The organism is Kurthia sibirica (assembly GCF_003143975.1).
GTDB lineage: Bacteria > Bacillota > Bacilli > Bacillales_A > Planococcaceae > Kurthia > Kurthia sibirica.
In genome coordinates this window covers 128,745-150,745 of sequence record NZ_QFVR01000006.1, presented here as the reverse complement: position 1 = coordinate 150,745, position 22,001 = coordinate 128,745, and the positions used below count along the sequence as shown (strand labels likewise).

The following is a 22,001-nucleotide window of genomic DNA, read 5'->3' as shown; positions in this document are numbered from 1 at the left end:
TATGCACCTACCTTATCCATTTAATTTAAAGATTTAATTGCTTCTTGGTGATCTGCTTCGAAAAATTTTGGTTTTGTTTCCTTTAGTAATTCATCCGTAAGTGTTACTTTTGAAATCTGATAATTTTCATACGGGCTAAAATAATAACTTAAGGATTCATTACACATTGTGCCAACATACTGTGAATAATCTAATGCACCTTCTCCGGTAACGACAATCCCTTTTGGAATACGCACAGTTGCTAATATATGATAGGCATTGGATACACCTTCCACTTCATTTGGAGCTTGTGAAATATGCTCTTTAAAAAATGCTGCACGTACAAAACGATCTGGTGGTGTATAACCTCCAGGTAATCCTGTTGTACCCGTTCCTTGTGAAAACGGATTCGCCGTATGCGTTCCAAAAGTTACTGGATCATATTGTTGTGGTCGAACATGTAAATAATTACTTAAATTCGTTACATGCCATTCAATACAAGGCGTATTTGTCATAACACCAACTGTATTTTCATAAATTGATAATTTTTCTTCAGTCGGTTCAATGACGATACAACGACCTGTTTTGTCGGTAATAATCCAATGGAGCGGTGTCACAAAATTCAATACTGGAGCTGCTTTCTCTACTAAATGAATTTTTGATAGATGCTGTTCTAATTCTGCAATTGAACCACAATTTCCTAGCACCCAAACAACCAGTTCATGTGGTGCTAAATTTAATGCATCCTTTTTTTCTTCTTTTGAATAATATACTTCTCCTGGCAGATACAACTCTGCAATAGATAAGCCTTTTTCATTCACACCATCTGCTACAAAATAAGAAGATCCTAGCAGTCTACCCGCACCTATAAAGCCATATTTATTTTGATAGGATTGTTGATCTGAGTCAGACGACCATTGATGATCCCTCGGTAAAAATAAAGGATTTGGATCTAAGGGAAACGAAAAATCCATCGTTCTAGATAATAAATGTTTGCCGTCTTTAGTCATTGTAAAAATACTTGTACACATAACTACACATCCTTTTCATTTTTTATCAATCACGCTAAATATTACGATTACCAACTACATCATGGTCCTCTGTAATGATACGAGTAGACATTTTTCATGTGGCAAATCAACTTCCTTTCGCAACAGTTTTTTTGTGTTTCGAATAAAAATGATAAAATACAAAGGGTAATACTAGCGTTATAATAAAACCAGCTGACAGCGTCATAATATACGTGCTTGCTTCAGCATGTTTTAATTCACTCGGCGCAATAAAGGCTGAGATAATAGCTAACACAGAAATAATCAACCCGGAAGCACTAATAATCAGTTTCCCGATTTTCCCACCAGGAACTTGATAAGAGCGCACTAAACTTTGATTTTTTGGTTTTAATACAAGGAAGAAATAGCTAATGAATAATAAAATGTATGCACTCAGGTAAATAATAACTGTTAGTGATATAGCAGTTAAGAACGAAACATTATTACCACCACCACCAAATGTTAAAATAGCTGCCCATACAGTTACGACAATACCTTGTAGATAGATCAATGGGACAGGTACACCATTTTTATTTACTTTTTTAAATTTTGCAGGCAATAATCCTTTTTCAGCTACCGTTCGTAAACCCTCTGTTGGGCTGACGATCCATGAACTTACTTGCGCAATGACACCAAATGCCAACAATACTGCAATAATTTTAACGACAATTGCCATCGCTGGATGACCGGTTAAAATCAGCGCTTCAAAAGCCTGAACTACACCTGTATTAAGCGATAATTTACTATCTGGAATAACCATAGAAACAACGCTTCCTCCGATGGTACTTAATGTAATACCAACAACAACAAGGATAACCATGATTTTAGGATAGTTTTTTTGTGGATTATCTAAATCTTTAATATGAGGTGCTGATGCTTCAACCCCCATATAAGCAAGCATGAATGATACTAACGCAGCAAAACTTTCCTTATTTTCTGGAAAGAATCCCTTACTCGTAAATGAATGTGCTACGGCGTGACCTGATACAAAATACTTTATTGCAAAAACAAGTAATAAGAGAACTGGGATGATAATACCGAAAATAAAGCCAGCTTTTGCTACTTTTGCAGTCAATTGTGTTCCTTTAAATTGCATAAATGTTAATGCCCAAAAGATAACTAATACACATAAAAATTTCAGCATAGAATTACTATTTATTTCTGGTATTTTCAGCGCATAAGCTAAAGCACCGATGATAAAATAAATCATGGTTACAAATCCTACCGTTATTTGAAACCATTGAAAGAATATAGCTGCAAAACCGTATTTTTCACCTAATATTTTTCCTACCCAACCGAAAATACCACCTTCTTGATACCCTTCGATCGTTGCGAGTTCTGCTGAACAAAGTGCAACAGGTAAGAACCAAAATATCCCACAAACTAATAAGTAAAAAATTAACATAACGCCAGACTCAGCAAATGTTGGATACTCATAAACTGTAATAAATAAGGAAGCAGTCATTGCGAAGAAACTAAATTGTGATAATTTCTTTTTATCAGTTGCCATAATTTCAGTCCTCTCAAAATACCTTCTAGTTTAGAAATTCTATAGTTGTTTTTTTATCGTAAATAAGGGAATACTTTACTATTGATTTTGTATTTTAAAAATCAAAAAACAACTATAGGGGTTTTTCCATGCAGATTAAACAAATATATTATGGTGGTATGTTCATATTACTGTGTATTTCCGTAGTTTTAACGGTGACAAAACATCCAATTGCCTCTTATTTTGATTGGTCCATCCTTATCATTTTCACGATTGATACGTTTTATCATCTATTTAAAAGTGAAAATAAATGGCAATATATTAAACAAAACCCACTAGACTTCATATCGATTATTCCAATAAATAGTGGCTTTAGATTTTTCAGATTTTTACCGCTACTCATGCAGTTTCTTCGTGTAACAACCGTTGGGAAAAAATATATTTTACCGTATTTAAGTAAATTAACCGGTACTGGACTTGGTCGATTTCTAGCCTATTTTGTCGTTGTTTTTTTCGTGTTACCATTACCCATGTACTGGATAGAACCAGGCATTAAAAATTATCCAGATTTACTCTGGTGGTCTCTACAAACGGTGACAACAGTTGGTTATGGTGATATTACAATTGTTTCAAATATTAGCCGTTGTATTGCAGCCATTCTAATGTTTCTCGGCATTGGTATGATCAGTACACTAACGAGTAGCGTGACAAAGATGATGACCGATTCAAAATCCATCATACAAGACGCTAAAGAATTGGCAACCGGCAAGAACCCTATAGCTGAAACAGCAAAAAATACTGCTTCTATCACAATTGAGTTGGCTGATTTAGAAAGAATTGAACAACTGATTCAAAAAGAAAAAGAAAGATTAAAAAATAATGAATAAAGAGGAAGTATTTGCTTCCTCTTTATTTTTATTTTTAAAGCAATCCAGAGTCTTTTAAGAGTTCTTCAATAAAAGTACCTTGGATTTTTTTCAGTTCATGTCTTTCAATAATTCCGGCTAACATCGGCACTTTGATATCTTTGATTCCTTTTTTGTCATTTAAATAATAAGATGCTTTTAGCAACATGCGGATATCGTAAGAAGATGCAAACACTTCCGGTACACCGCGATCAATATCTAGGAATGTATACACAGCTTCCATCGCTGTTCTAACTGAATACTCAGTAGTAAATACTGTATCACGCTCAGTTTCTGCAAAATTCCCGATAAATGCTAAATTTTTAGAACCATGTGGTACGACTAATGGGCGATCGCCTACTGCTCTTGGCATGAAATAAGAAGTAATATACGGCATATAACATGGAATTGTACTACATGAATTTACCGCTAATCCTTCGATTAATTCGATTGGTACACCCATGTGATACAACCATTCGGATGCAATTTCATTACCTGAGCATTGCGTGATTGGTTTTTTTATATAGTCTCCTTCTTTATCAGAAAGTAATGCATATACCCACACAACTAGTTCATCTTTTCGTTGTGCTTTAAAATGGGGTTGTCTATTTAATGTATAACTCATCTTCCAATTTGAATCTTGGGCATGAACGATCCCACCTGTTACTACTTTTCCAGCATAGGGATCCCGTTTACTAATACGCTCAATATATGGCGCAATCTTATCATCCAATGTAGTCACTGTTGCCGATACAAACCAGCTTGCTCTTGGAATATTTTTGTAGAATTTTTCAGGGCGACCAAATTCAGCATTTTGCTCCGCTAAATTTTCCCATAAATCCCAACCACCACTTGTTTCAGTTGACACAGGTGCAGGTTCTTCATTTGAACCATATGTTGAACTATCCGTAATCGAACCATTTGTAACAAACACTAAATCATGTTCTGTTAAGGCAATTGTTTGCGCCTCGCCCTTCACTTTAAGAATTAATTCTTTTGCCACTTTAGTCGGACCGCTGTCCACAATTACATTCTCTACTACAGTATCGTATTGGAATTGAACACCTTGCTCTTTTAAATATTTTAGTAGTGGTAGTACCAATGATTCATATTGATTGTATTTAGTAAATTTTAATGATGAAAAATCAGTTAGTGCATCAATATGATGGATGAATCGCATTAAATATCTGCGCATTTCCATTGCTGAATGCCACTCTTCAAATGCAAACATAGTGCACCAGTAAGTCCAAAAATTTGATTTGAAAAATTCTTCCGTGAAAACATCCGTAATCTTTTTATCAGCTAATTGATCTTCTTGATGTAAGCACAGTGCTAACATTTCTTTTATCGCCTTTTCACTTAACATTAGTTTCCCATCTGTTGGGAATTGCACACCTTGTTTATGAATTATTCGACATTCAGAAGAATTCGGATCTTCTTTATTCAGCCAATAAAATTCATCTAATACAGAAGCATTTTCCACTTCAATAGAAGGAATAGAGCGGAATAAGTCCCATAAACATTCAAAATGACTCTCCATTTCACGCCCACCACGAATGACAAAACCTAAATCGGGGCGACTAAGTCCATCCAAAGATCCACCAGCAATCGGTAACTCTTCTAAAATATGAATTTTATCTCCTTTTACTTGACCATCTCTAATTAAAAATACCGCGGCAGATAACGATGCTAAACCTGATCCTACTAAGTATGCTGATACTTTATCCGCTCTTTCAGGTTTTTTCGGTCTAGCAAATGCTTCATAGTTCCCATTACTTCTATACATAGTCGATTCCTCCTAGTTTTAGTACACTTTATTGTCATTGGTCATTAGTAAAACAGTGCATGGCAATTTAGGTTAAAAGAACGATCATCGTGTGCTACATTTTCGCTTCTAAATTCTAACAATGTTTTATAGGCTATTTATTCCCTAAATACTATAATTAAACCTATAAAAGACATAATTTTCATTAAATTAATATAATAAAAAGGTCATTAAAAGGTTTCAAATTTAAATAATGTTAAAAAAATAAAAATTAATATCATATTTTTTCATTTTCGTGTATAATATCTAATTAGGTGCCAAACCTAGCGTTATTCATTTTCGAATGAATAACAAAAAAGATTCTCGCTAACAGCACGGATTGCTGGAGAATCTTTTCTTTTATGAGCGGGGAAATTTCGATGAGCCCCCGCTCTTTAATTTTGCTTTTTTTGACCCGCTACTGCCTGTTAATACCTCAAATAGAGTCTATTATAATTTAATTACTATCGTATAAAATAACTGAAAATTCAGTTATTTTATACGATAGATGTCAAAATTTCTTCTTCTTCCTATACAAAATCTACCCTTGCATCGAAATCATTAATATACAAAAAAGAGCCTGGGACAGAACAAAAATAGTATGTCTCCCATACGAATCATCAAATCAATTGAACGCGTAGCCAACGACTCCTGCGGGAATAGCGAGGCGTTTGAAGCCATGTCCATGGAACGCGTTTTTCGAAGCCGAAATGGATTGAAATGAATAATCCCGTATGATTTCGAAAAATCATACGGGATTTTCTCTGTTGAACATACTGTTGTCTCAGGCTCTTAATTTATTAATACTTGATAAAGAAGTTAAGAATATAGTAAAATACTGCCGCTAACACAGCTGCGATTGGCATCGTAATAATCCACGTAATAACGATTTTACGAGCAACTCCCCATTTTACACCTTTTACACGTTGAGCAGAACCTACCCCCATAATTGCAGAAGAGATTACATGCGTCGTTGATACTGGTAAGTGAATCAGCGTTGCACCAAAAATAATAGATGCTGATGCTAAATCGGCTGCTGCACCATTAATTGGACGCAGTTTCATGATTTTTCCGCCGACCGTTTTAATGATTTTATAGCCCCCGATTGAAGTACCTAGTCCCATTGCCGTTGCTGCTGCAATACGAACCCAAAGCTGAACTTCATCATCCGTTTGTAAACCACCAGCAATCAACGCCATCGTCATAATACCCATTGCTTTTTGGGCATCATTTGTACCATGTGTGAATGACTGTAATGCTGCTGTACCAATTTGCAAATAGCGAATTCGTTGGTTCGTTTTTGATAAATGCGCCTTCCTAAAGATGAATTTAAATAAAGTCATCATTAAGAAACCGGCAGTTATTGCGATAAATGGTGAAATTAATAGCGCTTGTAGAATTTTCCCGAAACCAGAATAGTTAAGGATACTAAATCCACCTGCTGCAATTGCAGCACCTGCGATAGAACCGATAATTGCATGGGATGAACTCGATGGAATACCAAAGTACCAAGTAATTAAATTCCAAGCAATTGCAGATAATAATGCTGCTAAAATAATAAGCGTACCATTTTGAAGTGCAAATGGATCAACGATGTCTTTCGTAATTGCTTTTGCAACACCAGTGAATGTCATTGCACCAACAAAGTTCATAATTGCAGCCATTAATACAGCTGTTTTTGGCTTTAAAGCACGCGTTGAAACAGATGTTGCGATGGCATTTGCCGTATCATGAAATCCGTTAATAAAGTCAAATACAAGTGCAAATACAACGACCAATACCGTTAAAATTATAAGTGTATTCATTAACTATACCGTCCTACCTATGCATTTCGCATAATGATTGTTTCCATCGTATTTGCTACGTTTTGACAGTCATCTGCGATATCTTCTAATTGTTCGTAAATGTCTTTGAACATTATGATACGAATAGGATCTTTTTCATTTAAGAAAAGTTGTTTGATTGAAGTTCTAAGTACTTCATCACATTTACTTTCATAATCTTTTATAAGAATAGCGTGATCACGCATATCTACTAATTTTTTCTGTTGTAATTTGTCCATTGCTTTTACCGTTTCATCAGCTGATTTCACGATATAGCTAATAAATTTATTCATTGATTCATCAATTTCAATAAGTGAGAACATGTCAAAGTGTGCAATACATTCTTCCATGCCATCTAAAACATCATCCATACAATTTGCTAAAGCTAATATATCTTCACGTTCAATCGGCGTCATAAATGATTTGTTTAACATAACAATCAATTTATGAATTAATTTATCTCCATCAGTTTCGTATTTTTTCATACGTGTACTAATTTCTGCTAGATCCTCTAGTGTAGTGATGCGGAAATCATTGGCATAATGCATTGACTCTTGAACATTCAAAGCAATTTTACCTAGAATATCAAAAAACGGATCACTTTTTTTACGATTAAACATAAATTCCTCCTGAAACAATTATGTGTATTTTTCTGTTCTTGTTATTGCTAGATTATCTTAACAATATTTCAATGAAAAATCGCTGAAATTTACATTAATTCATGTAACATTTACATTACTGTAATAATAGCGAACTTAAACATCTAATCTTTGACATTTAAATAGAAAAAATTTCAATTTATAAGAAAATTGACGTATTATCGCGTTTACATCAGCTTCATAATTTACAATTTTTTCAATCCGTTTTTATACGAAAAACGCTATGATGGACGGCTAATTGCCCATCATAGCGCTTTATTATTCTAAATGATCAATCGCATTATATTTTTTCAACCACCATTTACCATCTTCAAAACTAACGGTACTAACACCACCATTAGATAGTCGTGCATTACTTGGGAAAAAATCATCATTTTCTACAATTTGAAATAATGTATGAATAACCGCACCATGTGCAACTAATAATACATTACCTTCTGGGTACGCTATATTTATTTTCTCTAACCCAATGATTAAACGTTTTTTAAATGCTTTAAAATGTTCCTGGTTCGGATAATTTTTTCTCGGATAAACCTTAGATCGTTCTTCATATGTCATCCCCTCAGCATCGCCAAAAGTACGTTCTCGGAATTCCGATATTTCTATTATAGGAACATTCAACTGTTCATTAATTATTTTAGCCGTTTCACTCGCTCGTTTTAAAGGGCTCGTGAAAATAGCATCGACAGGAATTGTTTCAAAATATAAACCACATGCTCTTGCCTGTTCTCGCCCCGAATCATTCAATGGGATATCGGTAGCTCCCTGTAACTTACCCAACCTATTCCAATCTGTTTCACCATGCCTTGCAACATAAATCCTTGTCATTCCTTCACCCCTTTAATACCTATTATCGTACCACAAAATTTGGTATTTTAAAGCCTGTTCTGATGATCCCCAACTACAAAATTATCCGATTTGATGAAATCTGACTTATTATTTACATAGTGTCCTTTTCCCCATTTACTAATCCCTACTCCAAACCCCTTATTTAGCTAGTAGTAAACCAATTCATCTTTTACAAACAAATTATATTCTTCATGCATGCGCGGTTTATCGGCACATGCCATGGATCTATTTTTATTTTAAAGATCCTTCTTTTAACGTAAACAGATTTTACTTACCGTTTGACCACGCAGCACTCGTTACTCACTTAAACTTATGCGATGGAGTAGTACTAGAGAATACAAAAAAGGGCTCTGTGTCAAATGTTGGGGTGAATGAAAGTGCGTTACTTGTCGGCGGCAAGCTCTCGCTATTTCTAATTGTCTAAAACATGAATTGTTTTAATACCCCAACATATATAATAGAACCAAAAAAAGAGAAGCCTGATTCACTGAATCAGACTTCTCTTTTTTGTTATTGTGCCTTTTTAAAGCCCGCTTTTTGTGCTTCATTTTGTGAACAAAACATCTCTTCTTCATTCACTTGTTCATAATTAGGATCACCTGGGAGGAAATAGTTTTTATTTCCTTTAGCATTAATATTACCTTTAATTTTACAGTCTGCTGTTTGCACTTTTTGTGACGTCGACGTATTTAACGATTTTCCTGGCTGCCAATTAGGTACAGCTGATTTGATAAATCCACGATCTGTTACATAGCCAGGATATTGCCAAATACCTAATTTAGCCTGTTTAGCTTTATTTTGTGCAGCGTCATATTCATCTAAATGGGCAGCTTGTTTATTGTAAACATATCCAACACGCACAAGCCCTTCTTTGATTAACTGCTGTTGCACTGATTGGCCATCTGCATAGACATAAGCTAGTAATCGATTGTATTTGTCTTCTCGAGCTCCTGTCTCATCGAATTCGATCGAAACCTCTTTCGCTTTCTTTAGTAATTCACGTGTTCTCGTTTGTGCTTCTCTACCAAATGGTTGCTCCCCTAATTCTTTGTGATACATTTCAGGTGCATCTATTAATAGGAAACGAACTTTTCTCTCTTTACCATTATACATAACCTTCATCGTGTCACCGTCCATCACATTTGTGACTTTTACAACTTCACCGACAGTTTTATGATTATTTTCTTGATTATTTACATTTGCTGTTTCTGTGCAAGCCGATACTATTAATCCAACTGAAAAAATAATAGCGAGCCAAGTCATCTTTTTCACATTCATCATCCTTTTATAGCGTTCATTCTATCTTAATGTATTCTATCATTAAACTACATAGCAAAAACCACCTATAATAATGAACAATTCACACTATATTGTCCATTAATCAACGAAATGCTGTATATTGCCGATAGCTATTTTAGTGAAACAAAATTATAGTAAAACAAGATTCATTTATAGGAGGAACTACCATGCAAAAAAAATTTTTAGCTCTGCCTTTTATCGCTGTTATTGTTCTTGGACTTATTTTTTTAAGTACACAAATCCCAGCTGTTAAAATGTCACCAAAAAACTTACCTACTGCGATTGTATCAGAAGATGCTGGCGAAATGGGCCAAACGCTTGTTACGAATTTGCAAAAGCAATTAGCAAAATCTGGCGTTGATACTTTGGAATTTAAACAGTATCAGTCTGTATCAGCTATGAAAAAAGCTATGACTGATAAAGATGTTTATGGTGGCATCGTTATTCCAAAGGATTTTTCACAACAGTTTGCCACATTGCAAACGCCAAAACCTACTCAACCCATCATCAAAACTTACGTAAATCAGGGAGCTAATACAACAGTTGCCACCATGATGACCTCGGCTTTAGATGGCATTGTCAAACAACTCAATGCTGTAATGAGTGTCGAAATACTTAATAAAATGACGGCAGCCAAAATGACAGTTCAACCAGCTCAGGTTGCTTTATTACAAACACCTATTAAAAATGAAGCCATTATTATAAATGAAGTCGGAAAATTGGGTACAGCTCCTACTGCTTTTTTCCAACCACTTTGGTTTGCTAGTATTTTAGGAGCCGTACTATTTTATTTTGCTCTAACAAAATCAATCTTTACATCAACTGCACAGCAACGCAAATTCACTTTAGCAACAACAGCCATTGCAATTGTCTATGCACTATTTGCCGGTTATTTTATTACTTGGTCAACTACTTGGATGCTTGGTTATTCGTTCGAATCATTTAATACGGTCGCATTATTTAGTTCATTAGCTTGCTTAGCCTTCCTCTTTACTATTTTAGCGACACTCTCTTGGTTGGGTATGCCAGCTATGGCGATTTTTATTTTGCTCATGTTCTTTGGTTTACCGCTTATTCAATTAGCGCCTGAGATGTTACCAGACTTTTACGCACATTATATCTTGCCATGGTTACCGATGAAATTCTTAATTGATGGTCTAAAAGATATTTTATTCTTTGGTCAAGATCTCTTCAATAAAAATGCGATTGTTCTTATATGGCTAACTATTATAGCTTTTATTGTTTTCATATTAAAACAACTGACACACAAACAAGCCTAATAAAAAGAGCCTGAGACAAACGTATTTTCAACAGAGAAAATCCCGTATGATTTTTCGAAATCATACGGGATTATTCATTTCAATCAATTTCCGCTTCGAAAAACGCTTTCTGCACGTTCAATTGATTTGATTATTCATATTGGGGACATACTATTTTTGTTCTGTCTCAGACTCTTTATATTAACTATTTTTAGGTAGATCAATCCCAAGAGCACCTAATGGGCCTTTTGAAAAAATATCCCAGACAATTTGAGCCAATTCTTCAGGCGAATATTCCATGTCTGTTTGGAGCCAATACTGAATCGTACTAATAAAATTGCCACTAGCAAAAACAGCTAAAAAATCTAAAGGATATTTTGACTTATAATCTTTAATAAATGCGGGTAGTGATGAACGGAGGAACTTAGTAAAAATAGTAATCATACGTTCTTGCAACGAGAAAAAACCTCTTGTTTGCAAAATAATAGCTAATAATTCTCGTTCTTCTTTTAAACATTTAAAAATATTCACCATCGTCGAATGTCTCGTATTGATGAATTCTTCCATTGTAATATCATCTGTCACATAGACTAAGGCAATATCTTTTAGTTTCATAAATAATTCTATTTCATATTTATCTAACATGTCATATTTATCTATATAATGTAAGTAAAAAGTTCCACGATTAATATTTGCTCTATCGGCAATATGCGATACAGTAATTGCTTCAAAATCTTTTTCTTTCATCAATTCAATAAGTGCTTGGCGAATCTCTTTTCTCGTTTTAATAATACGTCGGTCCATCAGTTATCCACTCACTTTGCTCTTTATTCTATAATTTAATCAACAGTTTATTTATTTTAAAGGAGGTCAGTTTTCATGTCCATCATTACGTTAAAAAATGTGACGAAAGATTACGGTCATGATCGCGGTATATTTGATATTACGTTTGAAGTAAAAAAAGGTGTTACTTATGGTTTTCTTGGACCGAATGGTGCTGGTAAAACAACCGCTATTCGGCATATTATGGGCTTTTCTCATGCACAGCAAGGTTGCGTGAAAGTGAATCACTTGGATAGTTGGACTAATGCTGCCACTATTCAAGAAATACTCGGTTATCTACCGGGTTAGGTGGCATTACCTGACAACCTTACCGGCCATCAATTGATCAAGATGATGATGAATTTACGTAAACTTACTGACCGTATTCAGTGCGACAAATTACTCGATTTTTTTGAGTTAGATGCTTCGCCTAAAATCAAAAGTATGTCACTTGGTACAAAACGTAAACTTGCTATTGTCACTGCCTTTTTACATGACCCAGAAGTGCTGATTTTAGATGAACCCACGAGTGGACTAGACCCTATTATGCAACAATATTTTATTGATTTTATTAAAGAAGAAAAAAACGTGGGAAAACAATTTTATTATCCAGCCATATTTTCACAGAAGTAGATGCTATATGCGATGAGATTTCGATGATTAAGGATGGACAACTTATTACATCATTCAACAAACAACAACTGCTAAAAATAATGCATAAGGAATTAATAATCCACTTTCAAACGACTGCTTCTTTTGAACAATTTGTAACCAATCATGCACAATCGACTATTTTCTCTCTGACAGAAAAAGTAGCGCAAGAGTATAAAGTCATCGTGCGTTGTATGCCAGAGAATATTGCTGTGTTCATAAAAATTTTGGCCAGTCGTTCGATTACCAATTATAGTGAAATCCCGTTCAGTTTAGAAAATCATTTTATGCGTTTTTATACGAATAAAGAGAGGGCGGTAGCAAAATGGTCATATTACAATTGATGGCTTAGATGCTTGGCACGATTTTGCAGCAATAAAAAAAGAAATCGGCTATATTCCTGGTGAAATTTCTTTTAATGTTTGCTATTAGTAGTATTTCTTTCTTTTTCTCCAGCCTTTGCAATTTATCAAAAAATTCATTAGCATTAGGCGCTGGTATCCCTATAACATTTTTTACAATTAATGGCATCAATTGATACCAGTCTCGCCTTCTTAAAAAAACTTACGATTAATAGCCTTTTTGATATATCTACTATTTTGGCTGGTGACAACTATATTTGGAAACTTGTCATACTAATCGTCATCGGTATTTTATTCTATATCGCAAGCATAATTGTCTTCAAATTCAAAAAATTACCATTCTAAACATAAAAGAGCCTGAGACAAACGTATTTTCAACAGAGAAAATCCATTTACGCTTCGAAAAAGGTTGTCCGCGCGTTCAGTTGATTTGATGATTCGTATTGAAGACATACTATTTTTGTTCTGTCTTAGGCTCTTTTTATATTAGATAATTACAGAAGCATCTAATACAATGCCCTGTTCTTCCAAATCACGAATGCGATGTGCCAATCTTGATGACGCTGCAGCAGCGATTGCTCCTACTAAATCATCTAAAAAGGTATGAACACCATTGCCAACCTTCGTATCTAATTGTTTGATGATACCCATTTTATGTTTATCTAGATGACCGTAAGTTGTGACACCAATACTACCATATGTTAAGACAGCACCGAGGGCGATTGTTTCATCTACACCAAATAAACCTTCATCTGTAGCAATGAGTTGTTGTAAGGGTTGTGACAGCATATTTTTTTCTGCCAACTCATCTAATTCAATACCAACTAATAACGCATGTTGAATTTCACGTTTACGTAATACTTGATCAACGGAGTCTACACACTGATTGATTGTTAACCCATCATTATATGTATATTGCATCTCATATACAATTTCAGCGATATCTACTAATGTTACGCCACGACGCTCTAAGGCAGCCCTAGCAGCAGTTGAAACTTCTGCCGATGATAGGTGAGTGATTACTTTGTTCATGTAAATTACCTTCTCTCTGTCTAATTCAGTTAACTTAATGTAAGTCACCTAGTACTATGATACAATTTTCCTACCTATAGTAAAAGGAGTGTTTAAAAAAATGAATAAGGGTACTATGACAACTACGACAATTTTCAGCACTGCATTACAAGAGGATATGAAACTGCTCATTTATACACCCGCAGACTATACACCGATGATGACCTATCCTGTGGCGATTGCATCTGATGGTAATGACTACTTTCAACTTGGTAGCCTTTCACGTATTTTGGATGAAAAAATAGAAGATGGCGATATCGATGAATATCTTGTTGTGGGTATACCTTATAAAAATAGTGAAGACCGTCGTCAAAAGTATATGCCGACTGGCGACAAACATCCTGCCTATTTACAGTTTTTAGCGGAGGAATTAATACCTTACTTGGAGGAGAATTACTCCATTTCACCTGAACCAAATGAACGTATTTTGATGGGAGATTCTCAAGCCGCAACCGTCTCGTTATTAGCTTTAATCGAATATCCAGAAGTATTTAGACAAGCTATTTTACATTCACCTCAAGTAACTCCAGAAGTATTAGCACTTGTGAAAACATTGCCTGAACATATCGATTACTCCATCTATCATGCGATTGGTAAAGGCGAGACGACGGTTCATACGAAAGACGGTCAAGTAAAGGATTTTTTGACACCTAATCGCGCGCTACAAAATCTTCTTCAGCAGCAAGAAATCGACTATGACTATAATGAATTGCCCGGCGATCATACGTGGAAAACATGGAAGCCTGATCTTCCTAACGCTATTATGCGACTTTTTCATAAATGACATAGCTGAACCGAGCTATTTCTAATAGCTATTTGCTATACTATTGACAAGAAAATATATTATCAATGGGGGTTTTATATATGAAATATGGTATCGTTGCTTTTCCTTCGAAAGAAGTACAAGATTTTGCAAACTCATATCGTATGAGATACGATTCACATTATGCCCAACTACCGCCACATATTACCATTCTTGGTGAAGTGGAAACAGATGAAGCTGGCCTAAAAGCTGCCGCTGACTACCTATTCAATATTACGAAAGATGCCAAAGCTTTTTCTATTAATATCCCGAAAGTTGGTACATTCAAGCCTATCAATAATGTCATTTATTTAAAAGTTGATGCAGATGAAGAACTGTATAATCTAAATAAAGCATTACATGATAGCGATTTTGGTGGCTCATCACAGTACCAATATGTGCCTCATATTACATTGGCACAAGGGATTACAGGCGATGAACTCGACGATATATATGGCCAACTTCGCATGACAAAAATTGATTTCACCGAAGTGATTGACCGCATCCACATCCTATATCAATTAGAAAATGGTTCATGGACAGTTTACGAAACGTATAGGTTGCAAGAGCAATAACTAACATGGCAAATATTCGTGTCAAACTTGTACAAAACGAACAGGAATTAGAGGATGCATTCTCTGTTCGACAAGAGGTATTTGTGAAGGAGCAAGGAATTCCTGCCCCTCTTGAGCAAGATGTATTTGATGCAGTATCACAACATATCGTCGCTTATTGTGATGATCAGCCCATTGCTGCTGGTCGTGTACGGATTGTTGATGATCATGTAGCAAAAGTCGACCGTGTATGTGTTTTACCTGCATATAGACGCAAACAAGTCGGTGTGCGAATGATGGAAAAATTAGAACATTATGTAAAAGATTATCATATAGACGTTATTAAAATCCATGCTCAAACACATGCTGTGCCTTTTTATGAAACACAGGATTATAAAGTAACGTCTCCTGAATTCATTGATGGTGGTGCACCATTTCGTGCGATGGAAAAGAAAATGACAAATGACTAACATGTAAATGAGCATATTATTAGCGAAGAATCGCTAATAATATGCTCATTTTTTACATAATTTATTACACATACGTATTCACAATATTTCCTTTTCCAGTAATTTCTGCAATACTCTTTTCCTTTGGTGGTTGAATAATGATTGGCATCGAATAGGGTAAGTGCAATTGATTCATACGTTCAATTTTTTGTTGCTCACTTGTCGCCCTGTCCAAATGACGTTCTAATTCTTTTTCAAAATGCGACTGTTTTTTCACCCTTTGCAAATGCTCAATATGAGAGTAATTATACGTCCCCATTTGTTGAATTGCAGCATATTGCATTGATTGATAAGGTGTAATTGGTAATATATAGCCCATACGAATGCCTCCTCATGAAATCTATACTCTATACATAGCACAGCTTACAAAAGTGACTTCAAACGATCTATCTACAACAATTTTAACATAGGTACTTCTCTACTACCACTAACGAGCTTCCTTTATGACGTCATTTTTCTGAAAAGACAGTTTATTTTTTTATACAAAATTGGTTCTTTTAAATCACGCCACTTCTTCTATTCGTTAATTTTAGTATGAAATACTGCTATTAAGCAGCGTTAGTAGTGTGGGAAATCTCCAGCAAATAGTAGAGAACTCGAAATAAAAGAGCTTTGCGACTAACTCGCAAAGCTCGAAGGTTTTACATTAATTTTTCGATGAAAAGAGTAGCAATGCCTAGATAGATTAAAATAGATGTAATATCGTTTAGCGTAGTAATAAATGGACCTGATGCTACAGCAGGATCAATTTTTAGTCGGTGCATTAATAATGGGATAAATGAACCAGCAATCGTTGCGACACAAATCGAACAAGCAATTGCGACTGCTACTAGTAAACCTAATAACATTTCTGATTTCCACATATAAACAATTATAAAAGCAACTGCACCACATACCAACCCCATTACTATACCAGTTAGTGCTTCACGTATGAGTAGTTTAAATTTGTTGACACCCGTAACATCACCTGTAGCAATACCACGGACTGCGACTGCTAGAGCCTGCGTACCACTATTACCCGAAGTACCACCAATCAAGGGAATGAATGCTGCTAACAATGCAACTTTTTCTAAAGTACCTGTAAAAAGGTCAACTAAATTGGCGGTAATCATACCCAAAATCAACAGGACAACTAACCATGGTAATCGTTTTTTGGCCGCGATTAAAGGATTGGAATCAAAAGTATCCATATCCGCAACACCAGCTAATTTTGAATAATCTTCGCTTGCTTCTTCATCAATAACATCAATAATATCATCGACGGTAATAATACCGAGCATTTCTTGTTTTGAGTTGATCACAGGAACAGCTAAGAAATTATAATCTTTCATAATATGAGCGACATCTTCTTGATCATCTGTTACAAGAACACTAACGACACGTTCATTCATAAAATCATGGATGAGTGTATCTTCTGAAGCAATGATTAAATCACGTAATGAAATAACGCCAACTAGATGGTTTTGATCATCTACAACGAATATATAATAAATAGTTTCGGCGTCAGGTGCTGCATTACGCATGATTGTCATTGCGGAGCGTACTGTTGAGTTTTCTGGTATGGCTACATACTCCGTTGTCATAATCGAACCGGCCGTATGTTCTTCATAATAGAGGAGATCTCGTATATCTTCGGCGGACTCTTTGTCCATTATTTTTAAAAAGTGACTAATTTTATCTTTATCTAATTCATTAAGTACGTCAACAGCATCATCCGTATACATTTCTGAAATCATCTGCGCTGCATATGAGCTATCCATCTCATCGATAAACGGTTCATAATTTTCATCGTCTAACTCCAAAGCCTCGAAAACAGTTGACATTTCTTTTGGAGACAAGTACTGATAGATAATCGACCTTATATCAGGGCCCACCTTTTCATAAAACTGTGCCTGATCATACGGATGTAGGTTTAAATATTCGTTATGAAACTCATCCGTCGCACCATTTTCTAATAATGATACGAGACGCTCTTCATCAAATTGAACCTCATCTTTTTCCATTCTTTCATCTATCATGCATGTCCCCTCCTCTCGGGCGTAAAAACGATTTTATTTGCTACTATTTGTAATCGAGGAATCCTTAAATCATTTGAAGGATTATCACCCTACTTTTAAATCACTTACTTATAATAGTACCTAATGTAGAAAAAGTGAACCATTTTTTAATATAGTTTCTCAATCTATCGTATCACTATACGCTATTTTTCGACAGTCATTCGCTGTTTTACAAATGTTTCACAAAAAATTAACAGCATTTTTCCCTATTTACATTCTACTAGATCAAACCTGTAAAGCATAAATAAGGCTTGGGCAAAAGGACTTTGTCATATGCCATCGGGGGTAATGTTTGTTACAACCACTCATCGAATCATCAAGAAAAGACATAGTTTTACCTCTCTATATGAATCACCGTCTCTACAATCAAAGAATTCTAACTCGTCCATGCCCTTCATAAAAAAAAAGTCGAAAAGAAAGAAATCTTTTCAACTTTTCTATAGGGAGTGAACGTAAAAATTTTGCAAAGAACCCTTTATTTTATGGATTTTCACACATGTCGCAACAAAAATAATTCCCCATAAAAGCATTGCTTAATTTTTCGCATCCACTATACTTTGAATTTCTGTTGGTAGTTCACTATCCCAAGCCATATGTTGTTGTGTAATTGGATGGGTTAATTTCAGCGACACACCATGCAATGCTTGACGGTTTAAATGCTGTTCTGATGCACCATAAAGAACATCACCTACAAGAGGATGCCCAATATGCATCATATGAACACGAATTTGATGGGTGCGTCCGGTAAATAATGTCAGTCGTACCCTCGTCATTTGCTGATTATCTACTGCAAAACGCTCCACAACGGTATAATTTGTATGCGCAAACTGACCATCTTTCGACACAATACGTTCAATCATACTACCATCTTTACGGCAAATTGGTGCAATAATGTCGTCGTAATCTTTGGCAATATGCCCTTCGACTAATGCTTCATACGTACGGTGTACTAGCTGCTGTTTTTGTTGCTCACAAAGTAAATAATGAATATAACTATGCTTTGCAATGCACATTAACCCCGATGTATCACGGTCTAAACGGTTAACGATATGCACTGTAGAAGCAATATTTTGTTGTGAAAAATAGGCAACAACACGACTAGCTACACTATCTTCTTGATGTAAATAGGATGGTATTGTCGCTAAAAAAGGTGGCTTATTAACAATTAATAGCTCCTCATCCTCATAAACAATATTCAGTGGGATGGGTGATGGATTTATTTTATCACTCGGTATTTCTGGCGGAAAATAACGGTAACTACATCCCCTCGCTCTAAAGAATGTCGCACTGTTTTTTCTACGCCGTTGACGAGCAATTCTCCTCCACGATGCTTAATGGCTGTAAGTCCTTTTTTTGAAATACCATAAATCGTTAATGCCGTTCGTAATAATTGCGGTTCCTCAATCGGAAACTGAAGAGAATATCGATTATCCATTTTAGTCCTTTAAGTCGCTATCAATAAAGGAGTCATGTACTCGTTGCCAAAACGGAAATGCTTTAAAACGAGCAAATCTAACCTTTTCTTTTGCGACGCGGTATTGTATTGATTTAACATTTTTATGCAGTAATTGCACATGATCGACCGTCACCATAAAATCTTCTGCTTTTACGGGTTTTAACACACAGGAGTGATGTGACGGTAATATAAGGGAAGATCCCACGGTTCGAAAGACACGATTATTAATGGAGGCCATTTCAGTAATTTGTAGCGCGTCTAGTGATGGGTGTAAAATTGCTCCACCAAGTGCTTTGTTATAAGCCGTACTCCCTGAAGGTGTCGATACGCATAAACCATCTCCGCGGAAACGTTCAAAACGGCGACCATTTAACTCCACATCCATCACCAATGTGACTTCTGACGACTTCACTGTTGATTCATTCAGTGCTAAATAGGTGAAGTTTTCATCTGATGTTTGGTAGTTAATCGTTACTTCTAATAATGGATACTCAATGGCGCGAAACTCATCCTTAGAAATGGCGATAACTAACTTCTCAAGATCCGCTGGTTTCCAATCTGCATAAAATCCTAAATGCCCCGTATGAATACCGACAAATGCGACATCTGCTAACATATGCGTATAGCGATGAAATGCATGAAGTAACGTTCCATCACCACCAATTGACAAGACAATATCGGGTTTTTCTTCATCAAACGTTAAACCAAAGTCCGTTAAATAGGAAATCGCACGATTGGCAATTTCATTTGATTGTGGATCATTTCTAGATTGGACGGCAAATTTCATACGTTCGATTGCTCCCCTTTCTCACGTTTGGAATGGACAAGTGGCTTTGGTAGCTCCTTATTTTCTGTAAAGTATTTCTGTGCCTCATGTATTTCACTACGAATTAGTGACATTTCTTCGTCGAGTCTAAATGCTGCTTCCGCTGCACTTTGTAAACGTGTCATAATTTCATCTGGAAATTCACCTTTATATTTATAATTTAATGAATGCTCAATGGAAGCCCAAAAGTTCATTGCCAATGTACGGATTTGGATTTCTGCTAAAATGAGCACTTCACCTTTGATTGTAGCGACAGGATATTCTACGATTACATGATAGGAGCGATATCCACTCGCTTTTGAATTCGTTATATAGTCTTTTTCCTCTACAATATTCAAATCATTTCTTTGGCGCAATAAATCAATTACCGTATGAATATCATCCACAAATTGGCACATAATTCGAACACCCGCTATATCTTGCAACTCATGTGCAAGTTTTGTTGACGGTTCGAAGATGAGCCCCTTCTCCATCGTTTTATCATAGATGCTTGCTAGCGGTTTGACACGACCTGTTACAAATTCAATCGGTGAAGTTTGATTAGTTTTTTGAAACTCCGTGCGAATCCCTTTAAGTTTAATTTTCAATTCATCCACGGCTTGTTTATAGGGTTGCAAAAATCGATCCCATTGTCCCATTACAAGACCCCCTAGTGTCTATTAGGCTTCTTCTAAAATAGCTGCGAATACGTTCTCAACAGCTGTTACAAATGTATCTCCGTAATTTGAATTACCTTCTATATTATAAATTAATGACTGTATTTCATCAAAGAATCCAGTAAGTACGATTTGCTGATCTTCTACAACGACAACTGGATCTGTTTCCGATTCAATAACGGCTACGAGCGAATTCCATAGTGGTTGCTTAAAAACAAGATAGCTAAACGCATCATTTTCATCAATTGTATAGATAAATGCCAGATCATCTGAATCTGTAATTACTCTACCTGCAGGCTTCCATGAGCTATTAGGCGTTGTCTTCAATGTGAAATGGATTTTTTGATTGATCATCTTTCCTTCTTCTATTACATAATTATTTCGCAATGCTCATCTTCCCTTCCAAGTATGTCCCATATATTTTATCATAATACGGTAGAATAGTTATAGTATCATTCGCTTATTTCGACTCAGAAAACATTAAAATAATTAAAAGCAGTCTACTCACTGCTAAAGGAGAATCTTTTATATGTCTCAACAACTGGAAATTGAATTTAAAAATATGCTTACAAAAGAAGAGTTTCAACAAATTTGTGATTTTTTTTCTATTGAACAAACAGATTTTCATGTTCAAAAGAATCATTATTTCGATACACCTGACGGTCAACTTCGTGCCAAGCGTTGTGGTCTGCGTATTCGCCAATTACCGACGCGCAACGAACTAACATTGAAGGAACCACAACAAGGAATTGCGCTAGTTGAAACGACGGATTTCCTGTGTGATGACGTCGTTACCACTATTTTAGATGGGCAATCTTCGATTCTTGCTGTCGATGTCCAACAGCGATTAAATGCACTACAAATAAATACGAATGATTTACAGCTTTTAGGTACACTTTCGACAACACGAGCCGAAATAAACTATAAAGATGGTTTACTTGTTTTTGATTATTCTCAATATGCATGTCAAGAAGACTATGAACTCGAATATGAAGTACAGCATGAAGAAACAGGAAAACATATTTTTGAAAATCTATTAAAAGAACAACAAATCCCACTTCGTCCAGCTGATAAAAAACTGGCACGCTTTATGAAAGCAATTAACAAATAAAGGAGTATG

At 35.5% G+C, this 22,001-nt stretch carries 24 protein-coding genes and 1 pseudogene; 9 read left to right on the top strand and 16 right to left on the bottom strand.

Going from position 1 to position 22,001, the window contains the following annotated elements:
* Positions 1-20: 20 nt before the first annotated feature.
* Entirely contained in the window at positions 21-1,010 is a 990-nt protein-coding gene (locus DEX24_RS06650) for a choloylglycine hydrolase family protein (RefSeq protein ID WP_109305632.1), read from the bottom strand.
* A gap of 106 nt (positions 1,011-1,116) precedes the next feature.
* Positions 1,117-2,538, bottom strand: coding sequence for an amino acid permease (locus tag DEX24_RS06645; protein ID WP_109305631.1), 1,422 nt, complete (start codon positions 2,536-2,538; stop codon positions 1,117-1,119).
* Between the two features lie 128 nt (positions 2,539-2,666).
* Between DEX24_RS06645 and DEX24_RS06640 the strand changes: the two genes are divergently transcribed.
* Positions 2,667-3,404, top strand: coding sequence for a potassium channel family protein (locus DEX24_RS06640; RefSeq protein WP_109305630.1), 738 nt, complete (start codon positions 2,667-2,669; stop codon positions 3,402-3,404).
* A gap of 34 nt (positions 3,405-3,438) precedes the next feature.
* On the opposite strand, the gene DEX24_RS06635 is transcribed toward DEX24_RS06640, so the two are convergent.
* From DEX24_RS06635 to DEX24_RS06615, 5 genes are all read right to left on the bottom strand, one after another.
* On the bottom strand, positions 3,439-5,208 hold the full coding sequence (locus DEX24_RS06635) for an oleate hydratase (RefSeq protein ID WP_109305629.1): 1,770 nt from the start codon (positions 5,206-5,208) through the stop codon (positions 3,439-3,441).
* Positions 5,209-6,026: 818 nt separating this feature from the next.
* On the bottom strand, positions 6,027-7,031 hold the full coding sequence (locus DEX24_RS06630; protein WP_109305628.1) for an inorganic phosphate transporter: 1,005 nt from the start codon (positions 7,029-7,031) through the stop codon (positions 6,027-6,029).
* Positions 7,032-7,048: 17 nt separating this feature from the next.
* The gene (locus DEX24_RS06625; RefSeq protein ID WP_109305627.1) at positions 7,049-7,669 is read right to left on the bottom strand and encodes a DUF47 domain-containing protein; all 621 of its coding nucleotides are present in this window, start codon (positions 7,667-7,669) and stop codon (positions 7,049-7,051) included.
* Between the two features lie 297 nt (positions 7,670-7,966).
* Positions 7,967-8,536, bottom strand: a complete 570-nt coding sequence (locus DEX24_RS06620) for a histidine phosphatase family protein (protein ID WP_109305626.1) — start codon at positions 8,534-8,536, stop codon at positions 7,967-7,969.
* A 531-nt stretch (positions 8,537-9,067) separates the two neighbouring features.
* Positions 9,068-9,820, bottom strand: a complete 753-nt coding sequence (locus DEX24_RS06615; protein WP_246131445.1) for a thermonuclease family protein — start codon at positions 9,818-9,820, stop codon at positions 9,068-9,070.
* Positions 9,821-10,023: 203 nt separating this feature from the next.
* Between DEX24_RS06615 and DEX24_RS06610 the strand changes: the two genes are divergently transcribed.
* The gene (locus tag DEX24_RS06610) at positions 10,024-11,136 is read left to right on the top strand and encodes a YhgE/Pip domain-containing protein (RefSeq protein ID WP_109305624.1); all 1,113 of its coding nucleotides are present in this window, start codon (positions 10,024-10,026) and stop codon (positions 11,134-11,136) included.
* 180 nt (positions 11,137-11,316) lie between these two features.
* On the opposite strand, the gene DEX24_RS06605 is transcribed toward DEX24_RS06610, so the two are convergent.
* Positions 11,317-11,919 (bottom strand): TetR/AcrR family transcriptional regulator, encoded by a 603-nt coding sequence (locus DEX24_RS06605; RefSeq protein ID WP_109305623.1) that lies wholly within the window; start codon positions 11,917-11,919, stop codon positions 11,317-11,319.
* Positions 11,920-11,994: 75 nt separating this feature from the next.
* On the opposite strand from DEX24_RS06605, the pseudogene DEX24_RS17485 reads away from it, so the two are divergent.
* The 3 genes and pseudogenes from DEX24_RS17485 to DEX24_RS17475 form a co-directional block, all read left to right on the top strand.
* A pseudogene (locus DEX24_RS17485) lies at positions 11,995-12,408 on the top strand (ATP-binding cassette domain-containing protein); the annotation flags it as partial.
* The gene (locus DEX24_RS17480) at positions 12,382-12,570 is read left to right on the top strand and encodes an AAA family ATPase (RefSeq protein WP_246131443.1); all 189 of its coding nucleotides are present in this window, start codon (positions 12,382-12,384) and stop codon (positions 12,568-12,570) included. The pseudogene DEX24_RS17485 and the gene DEX24_RS17480, both read left to right, overlap by 27 nt.
* Before the next feature lie 23 nt (positions 12,571-12,593).
* Entirely contained in the window at positions 12,594-12,932 is a 339-nt protein-coding gene (locus tag DEX24_RS17475) for a hypothetical protein (RefSeq protein ID WP_246131441.1), read from the top strand.
* Positions 12,933-13,436: 504 nt separating this feature from the next.
* Here the strand turns inward: DEX24_RS17475 and DEX24_RS06590 are convergent.
* A complete protein-coding gene (locus DEX24_RS06590; protein WP_109305621.1) occupies positions 13,437-13,982 on the bottom strand; it encodes a phosphatidylglycerophosphatase A family protein in 546 nt (181 codons plus the stop codon).
* Between the two features lie 100 nt (positions 13,983-14,082).
* Between DEX24_RS06590 and DEX24_RS06585 the strand changes: the two genes are divergently transcribed.
* From DEX24_RS06585 to DEX24_RS06575, 3 genes are all read left to right on the top strand, one after another.
* Positions 14,083-14,805: an alpha/beta hydrolase gene (locus DEX24_RS06585; protein WP_109305620.1), complete on the top strand. Its 723-nt coding sequence runs from the start codon at positions 14,083-14,085 to the stop codon at positions 14,803-14,805.
* Positions 14,806-14,885: 80 nt separating this feature from the next.
* Positions 14,886-15,398 carry a 2'-5' RNA ligase family protein gene (locus DEX24_RS06580; RefSeq protein WP_109305619.1) on the top strand — a complete coding sequence of 171 codons (513 nt, stop codon included), beginning with the start codon at positions 14,886-14,888 and terminating at the stop codon, positions 15,396-15,398.
* A gap of 5 nt (positions 15,399-15,403) precedes the next feature.
* Positions 15,404-15,847, top strand: a complete 444-nt coding sequence (locus DEX24_RS06575; RefSeq protein WP_109305618.1) for a GNAT family N-acetyltransferase — start codon at positions 15,404-15,406, stop codon at positions 15,845-15,847.
* Positions 15,848-15,911: 64 nt separating this feature from the next.
* On the opposite strand, the gene DEX24_RS06570 is transcribed toward DEX24_RS06575, so the two are convergent.
* The 7 genes from DEX24_RS06570 to DEX24_RS06545 all read right to left on the bottom strand — a co-directional run bounded on the left by DEX24_RS06570 (position 15,912) and on the right by DEX24_RS06545 (position 21,268).
* Positions 15,912-16,205, bottom strand: coding sequence for a hypothetical protein (locus tag DEX24_RS06570; RefSeq protein ID WP_109305617.1), 294 nt, complete (start codon positions 16,203-16,205; stop codon positions 15,912-15,914).
* Between the two features lie 322 nt (positions 16,206-16,527).
* Complete coding sequence (gene mgtE / locus DEX24_RS06565; protein ID WP_109305616.1) at positions 16,528-17,904, bottom strand: magnesium transporter; 1,377 nt, start codon at positions 17,902-17,904, stop codon at positions 16,528-16,530.
* A 572-nt stretch (positions 17,905-18,476) separates the two neighbouring features.
* Entirely contained in the window at positions 18,477-19,109 is a 633-nt protein-coding gene (locus tag DEX24_RS06560) for an RluA family pseudouridine synthase (protein ID WP_346214774.1), read from the bottom strand.
* Positions 19,110-19,159: 50 nt separating this feature from the next.
* A complete protein-coding gene (locus tag DEX24_RS17760) occupies positions 19,160-19,378 on the bottom strand; it encodes a hypothetical protein (protein ID WP_346214761.1) in 219 nt (72 codons plus the stop codon).
* A gap of 1 nt (position 19,379) precedes the next feature.
* A complete protein-coding gene (locus DEX24_RS06555) occupies positions 19,380-20,186 on the bottom strand; it encodes an NAD kinase (RefSeq protein WP_109305615.1) in 807 nt (268 codons plus the stop codon).
* On the bottom strand, positions 20,183-20,863 hold the full coding sequence (yjbM, locus tag DEX24_RS06550; protein WP_109305614.1) for a GTP diphosphokinase: 681 nt from the start codon (positions 20,861-20,863) through the stop codon (positions 20,183-20,185). Before yjbM ends, DEX24_RS06555 begins: the two co-directional genes overlap by 4 nt.
* Before the next feature lie 21 nt (positions 20,864-20,884).
* The gene (locus DEX24_RS06545) at positions 20,885-21,268 is read right to left on the bottom strand and encodes a UPF0738 family protein (RefSeq protein WP_146192967.1); all 384 of its coding nucleotides are present in this window, start codon (positions 21,266-21,268) and stop codon (positions 20,885-20,887) included.
* A 142-nt stretch (positions 21,269-21,410) separates the two neighbouring features.
* On the opposite strand from DEX24_RS06545, the gene DEX24_RS06540 reads away from it, so the two are divergent.
* On the top strand, positions 21,411-21,992 hold the full coding sequence (locus DEX24_RS06540) for a CYTH domain-containing protein (protein ID WP_109305612.1): 582 nt from the start codon (positions 21,411-21,413) through the stop codon (positions 21,990-21,992).
* Positions 21,993-22,001: the final 9 nt, after the last annotated feature.

Excerpts from the sequence above, each read along its gene's own strand:
- DEX24_RS06620 (WP_109305626.1), bottom strand. The coding sequence starts at position 8,536 with ATGACAAGGATTTATGTTGCAAGGCATGGTGAAACAGATTGGAATAGG.
- DEX24_RS06590 (WP_109305621.1), bottom strand. The coding sequence starts at position 13,982 with ATGAACAAAGTAATCACTCACCTATCATCGGCAGAAGTTTCAACTGCT.
- DEX24_RS06625 (WP_109305627.1), bottom strand. The coding sequence starts at position 7,669 with ATGTTTAATCGTAAAAAAAGTGATCCGTTTTTTGATATTCTAGGTAAA.
- DEX24_RS06605 (WP_109305623.1), bottom strand. The coding sequence starts at position 11,919 with ATGGACCGACGTATTATTAAAACGAGAAAAGAGATTCGCCAAGCACTT.
- DEX24_RS06630 (WP_109305628.1), bottom strand. The coding sequence starts at position 7,031 with ATGAATACACTTATAATTTTAACGGTATTGGTCGTTGTATTTGCACTT.
- yjbM (WP_109305614.1), bottom strand. The coding sequence starts at position 20,863 with ATGGGACAATGGGATCGATTTTTGCAACCCTATAAACAAGCCGTGGAT.
- DEX24_RS06570 (WP_109305617.1), bottom strand. The coding sequence starts at position 16,205 with ATGGGCTATATATTACCAATTACACCTTATCAATCAATGCAATATGCT.
- DEX24_RS06635 (WP_109305629.1), bottom strand. The coding sequence starts at position 5,208 with ATGTATAGAAGTAATGGGAACTATGAAGCATTTGCTAGACCGAAAAAA.
- DEX24_RS06610 (WP_109305624.1), top strand. The coding sequence starts at position 10,024 with ATGCAAAAAAAATTTTTAGCTCTGCCTTTTATCGCTGTTATTGTTCTT.
- DEX24_RS06555 (WP_109305615.1), bottom strand. The coding sequence starts at position 20,186 with ATGAAATTTGCCGTCCAATCTAGAAATGATCCACAATCAAATGAAATT.
- DEX24_RS06650 (WP_109305632.1), bottom strand. The coding sequence starts at position 1,010 with ATGTGTACAAGTATTTTTACAATGACTAAAGACGGCAAACATTTATTA.
- DEX24_RS06645 (WP_109305631.1), bottom strand. The coding sequence starts at position 2,538 with ATGGCAACTGATAAAAAGAAATTATCACAATTTAGTTTCTTCGCAATG.
- DEX24_RS06640 (WP_109305630.1), top strand. The coding sequence starts at position 2,667 with ATGCAGATTAAACAAATATATTATGGTGGTATGTTCATATTACTGTGT.
- DEX24_RS17760 (WP_346214761.1), bottom strand. The coding sequence starts at position 19,378 with ATGGATAATCGATATTCTCTTCAGTTTCCGATTGAGGAACCGCAATTA.
- DEX24_RS06575 (WP_109305618.1), top strand. The coding sequence starts at position 15,404 with ATGGCAAATATTCGTGTCAAACTTGTACAAAACGAACAGGAATTAGAG.
- DEX24_RS06580 (WP_109305619.1), top strand. The coding sequence starts at position 14,886 with ATGAAATATGGTATCGTTGCTTTTCCTTCGAAAGAAGTACAAGATTTT.
- DEX24_RS06540 (WP_109305612.1), top strand. The coding sequence starts at position 21,411 with ATGTCTCAACAACTGGAAATTGAATTTAAAAATATGCTTACAAAAGAA.
- mgtE (WP_109305616.1), bottom strand. The coding sequence starts at position 17,904 with ATGATAGATGAAAGAATGGAAAAAGATGAGGTTCAATTTGATGAAGAG.
- DEX24_RS17475 (WP_246131441.1), top strand. The coding sequence starts at position 12,594 with ATGATTAAGGATGGACAACTTATTACATCATTCAACAAACAACAACTG.
- DEX24_RS06585 (WP_109305620.1), top strand. The coding sequence starts at position 14,083 with ATGAATAAGGGTACTATGACAACTACGACAATTTTCAGCACTGCATTA.
- DEX24_RS06615 (WP_246131445.1), bottom strand. The coding sequence starts at position 9,820 with ATGACTTGGCTCGCTATTATTTTTTCAGTTGGATTAATAGTATCGGCT.
- DEX24_RS17480 (WP_246131443.1), top strand. The coding sequence starts at position 12,382 with ATGTCACTTGGTACAAAACGTAAACTTGCTATTGTCACTGCCTTTTTA.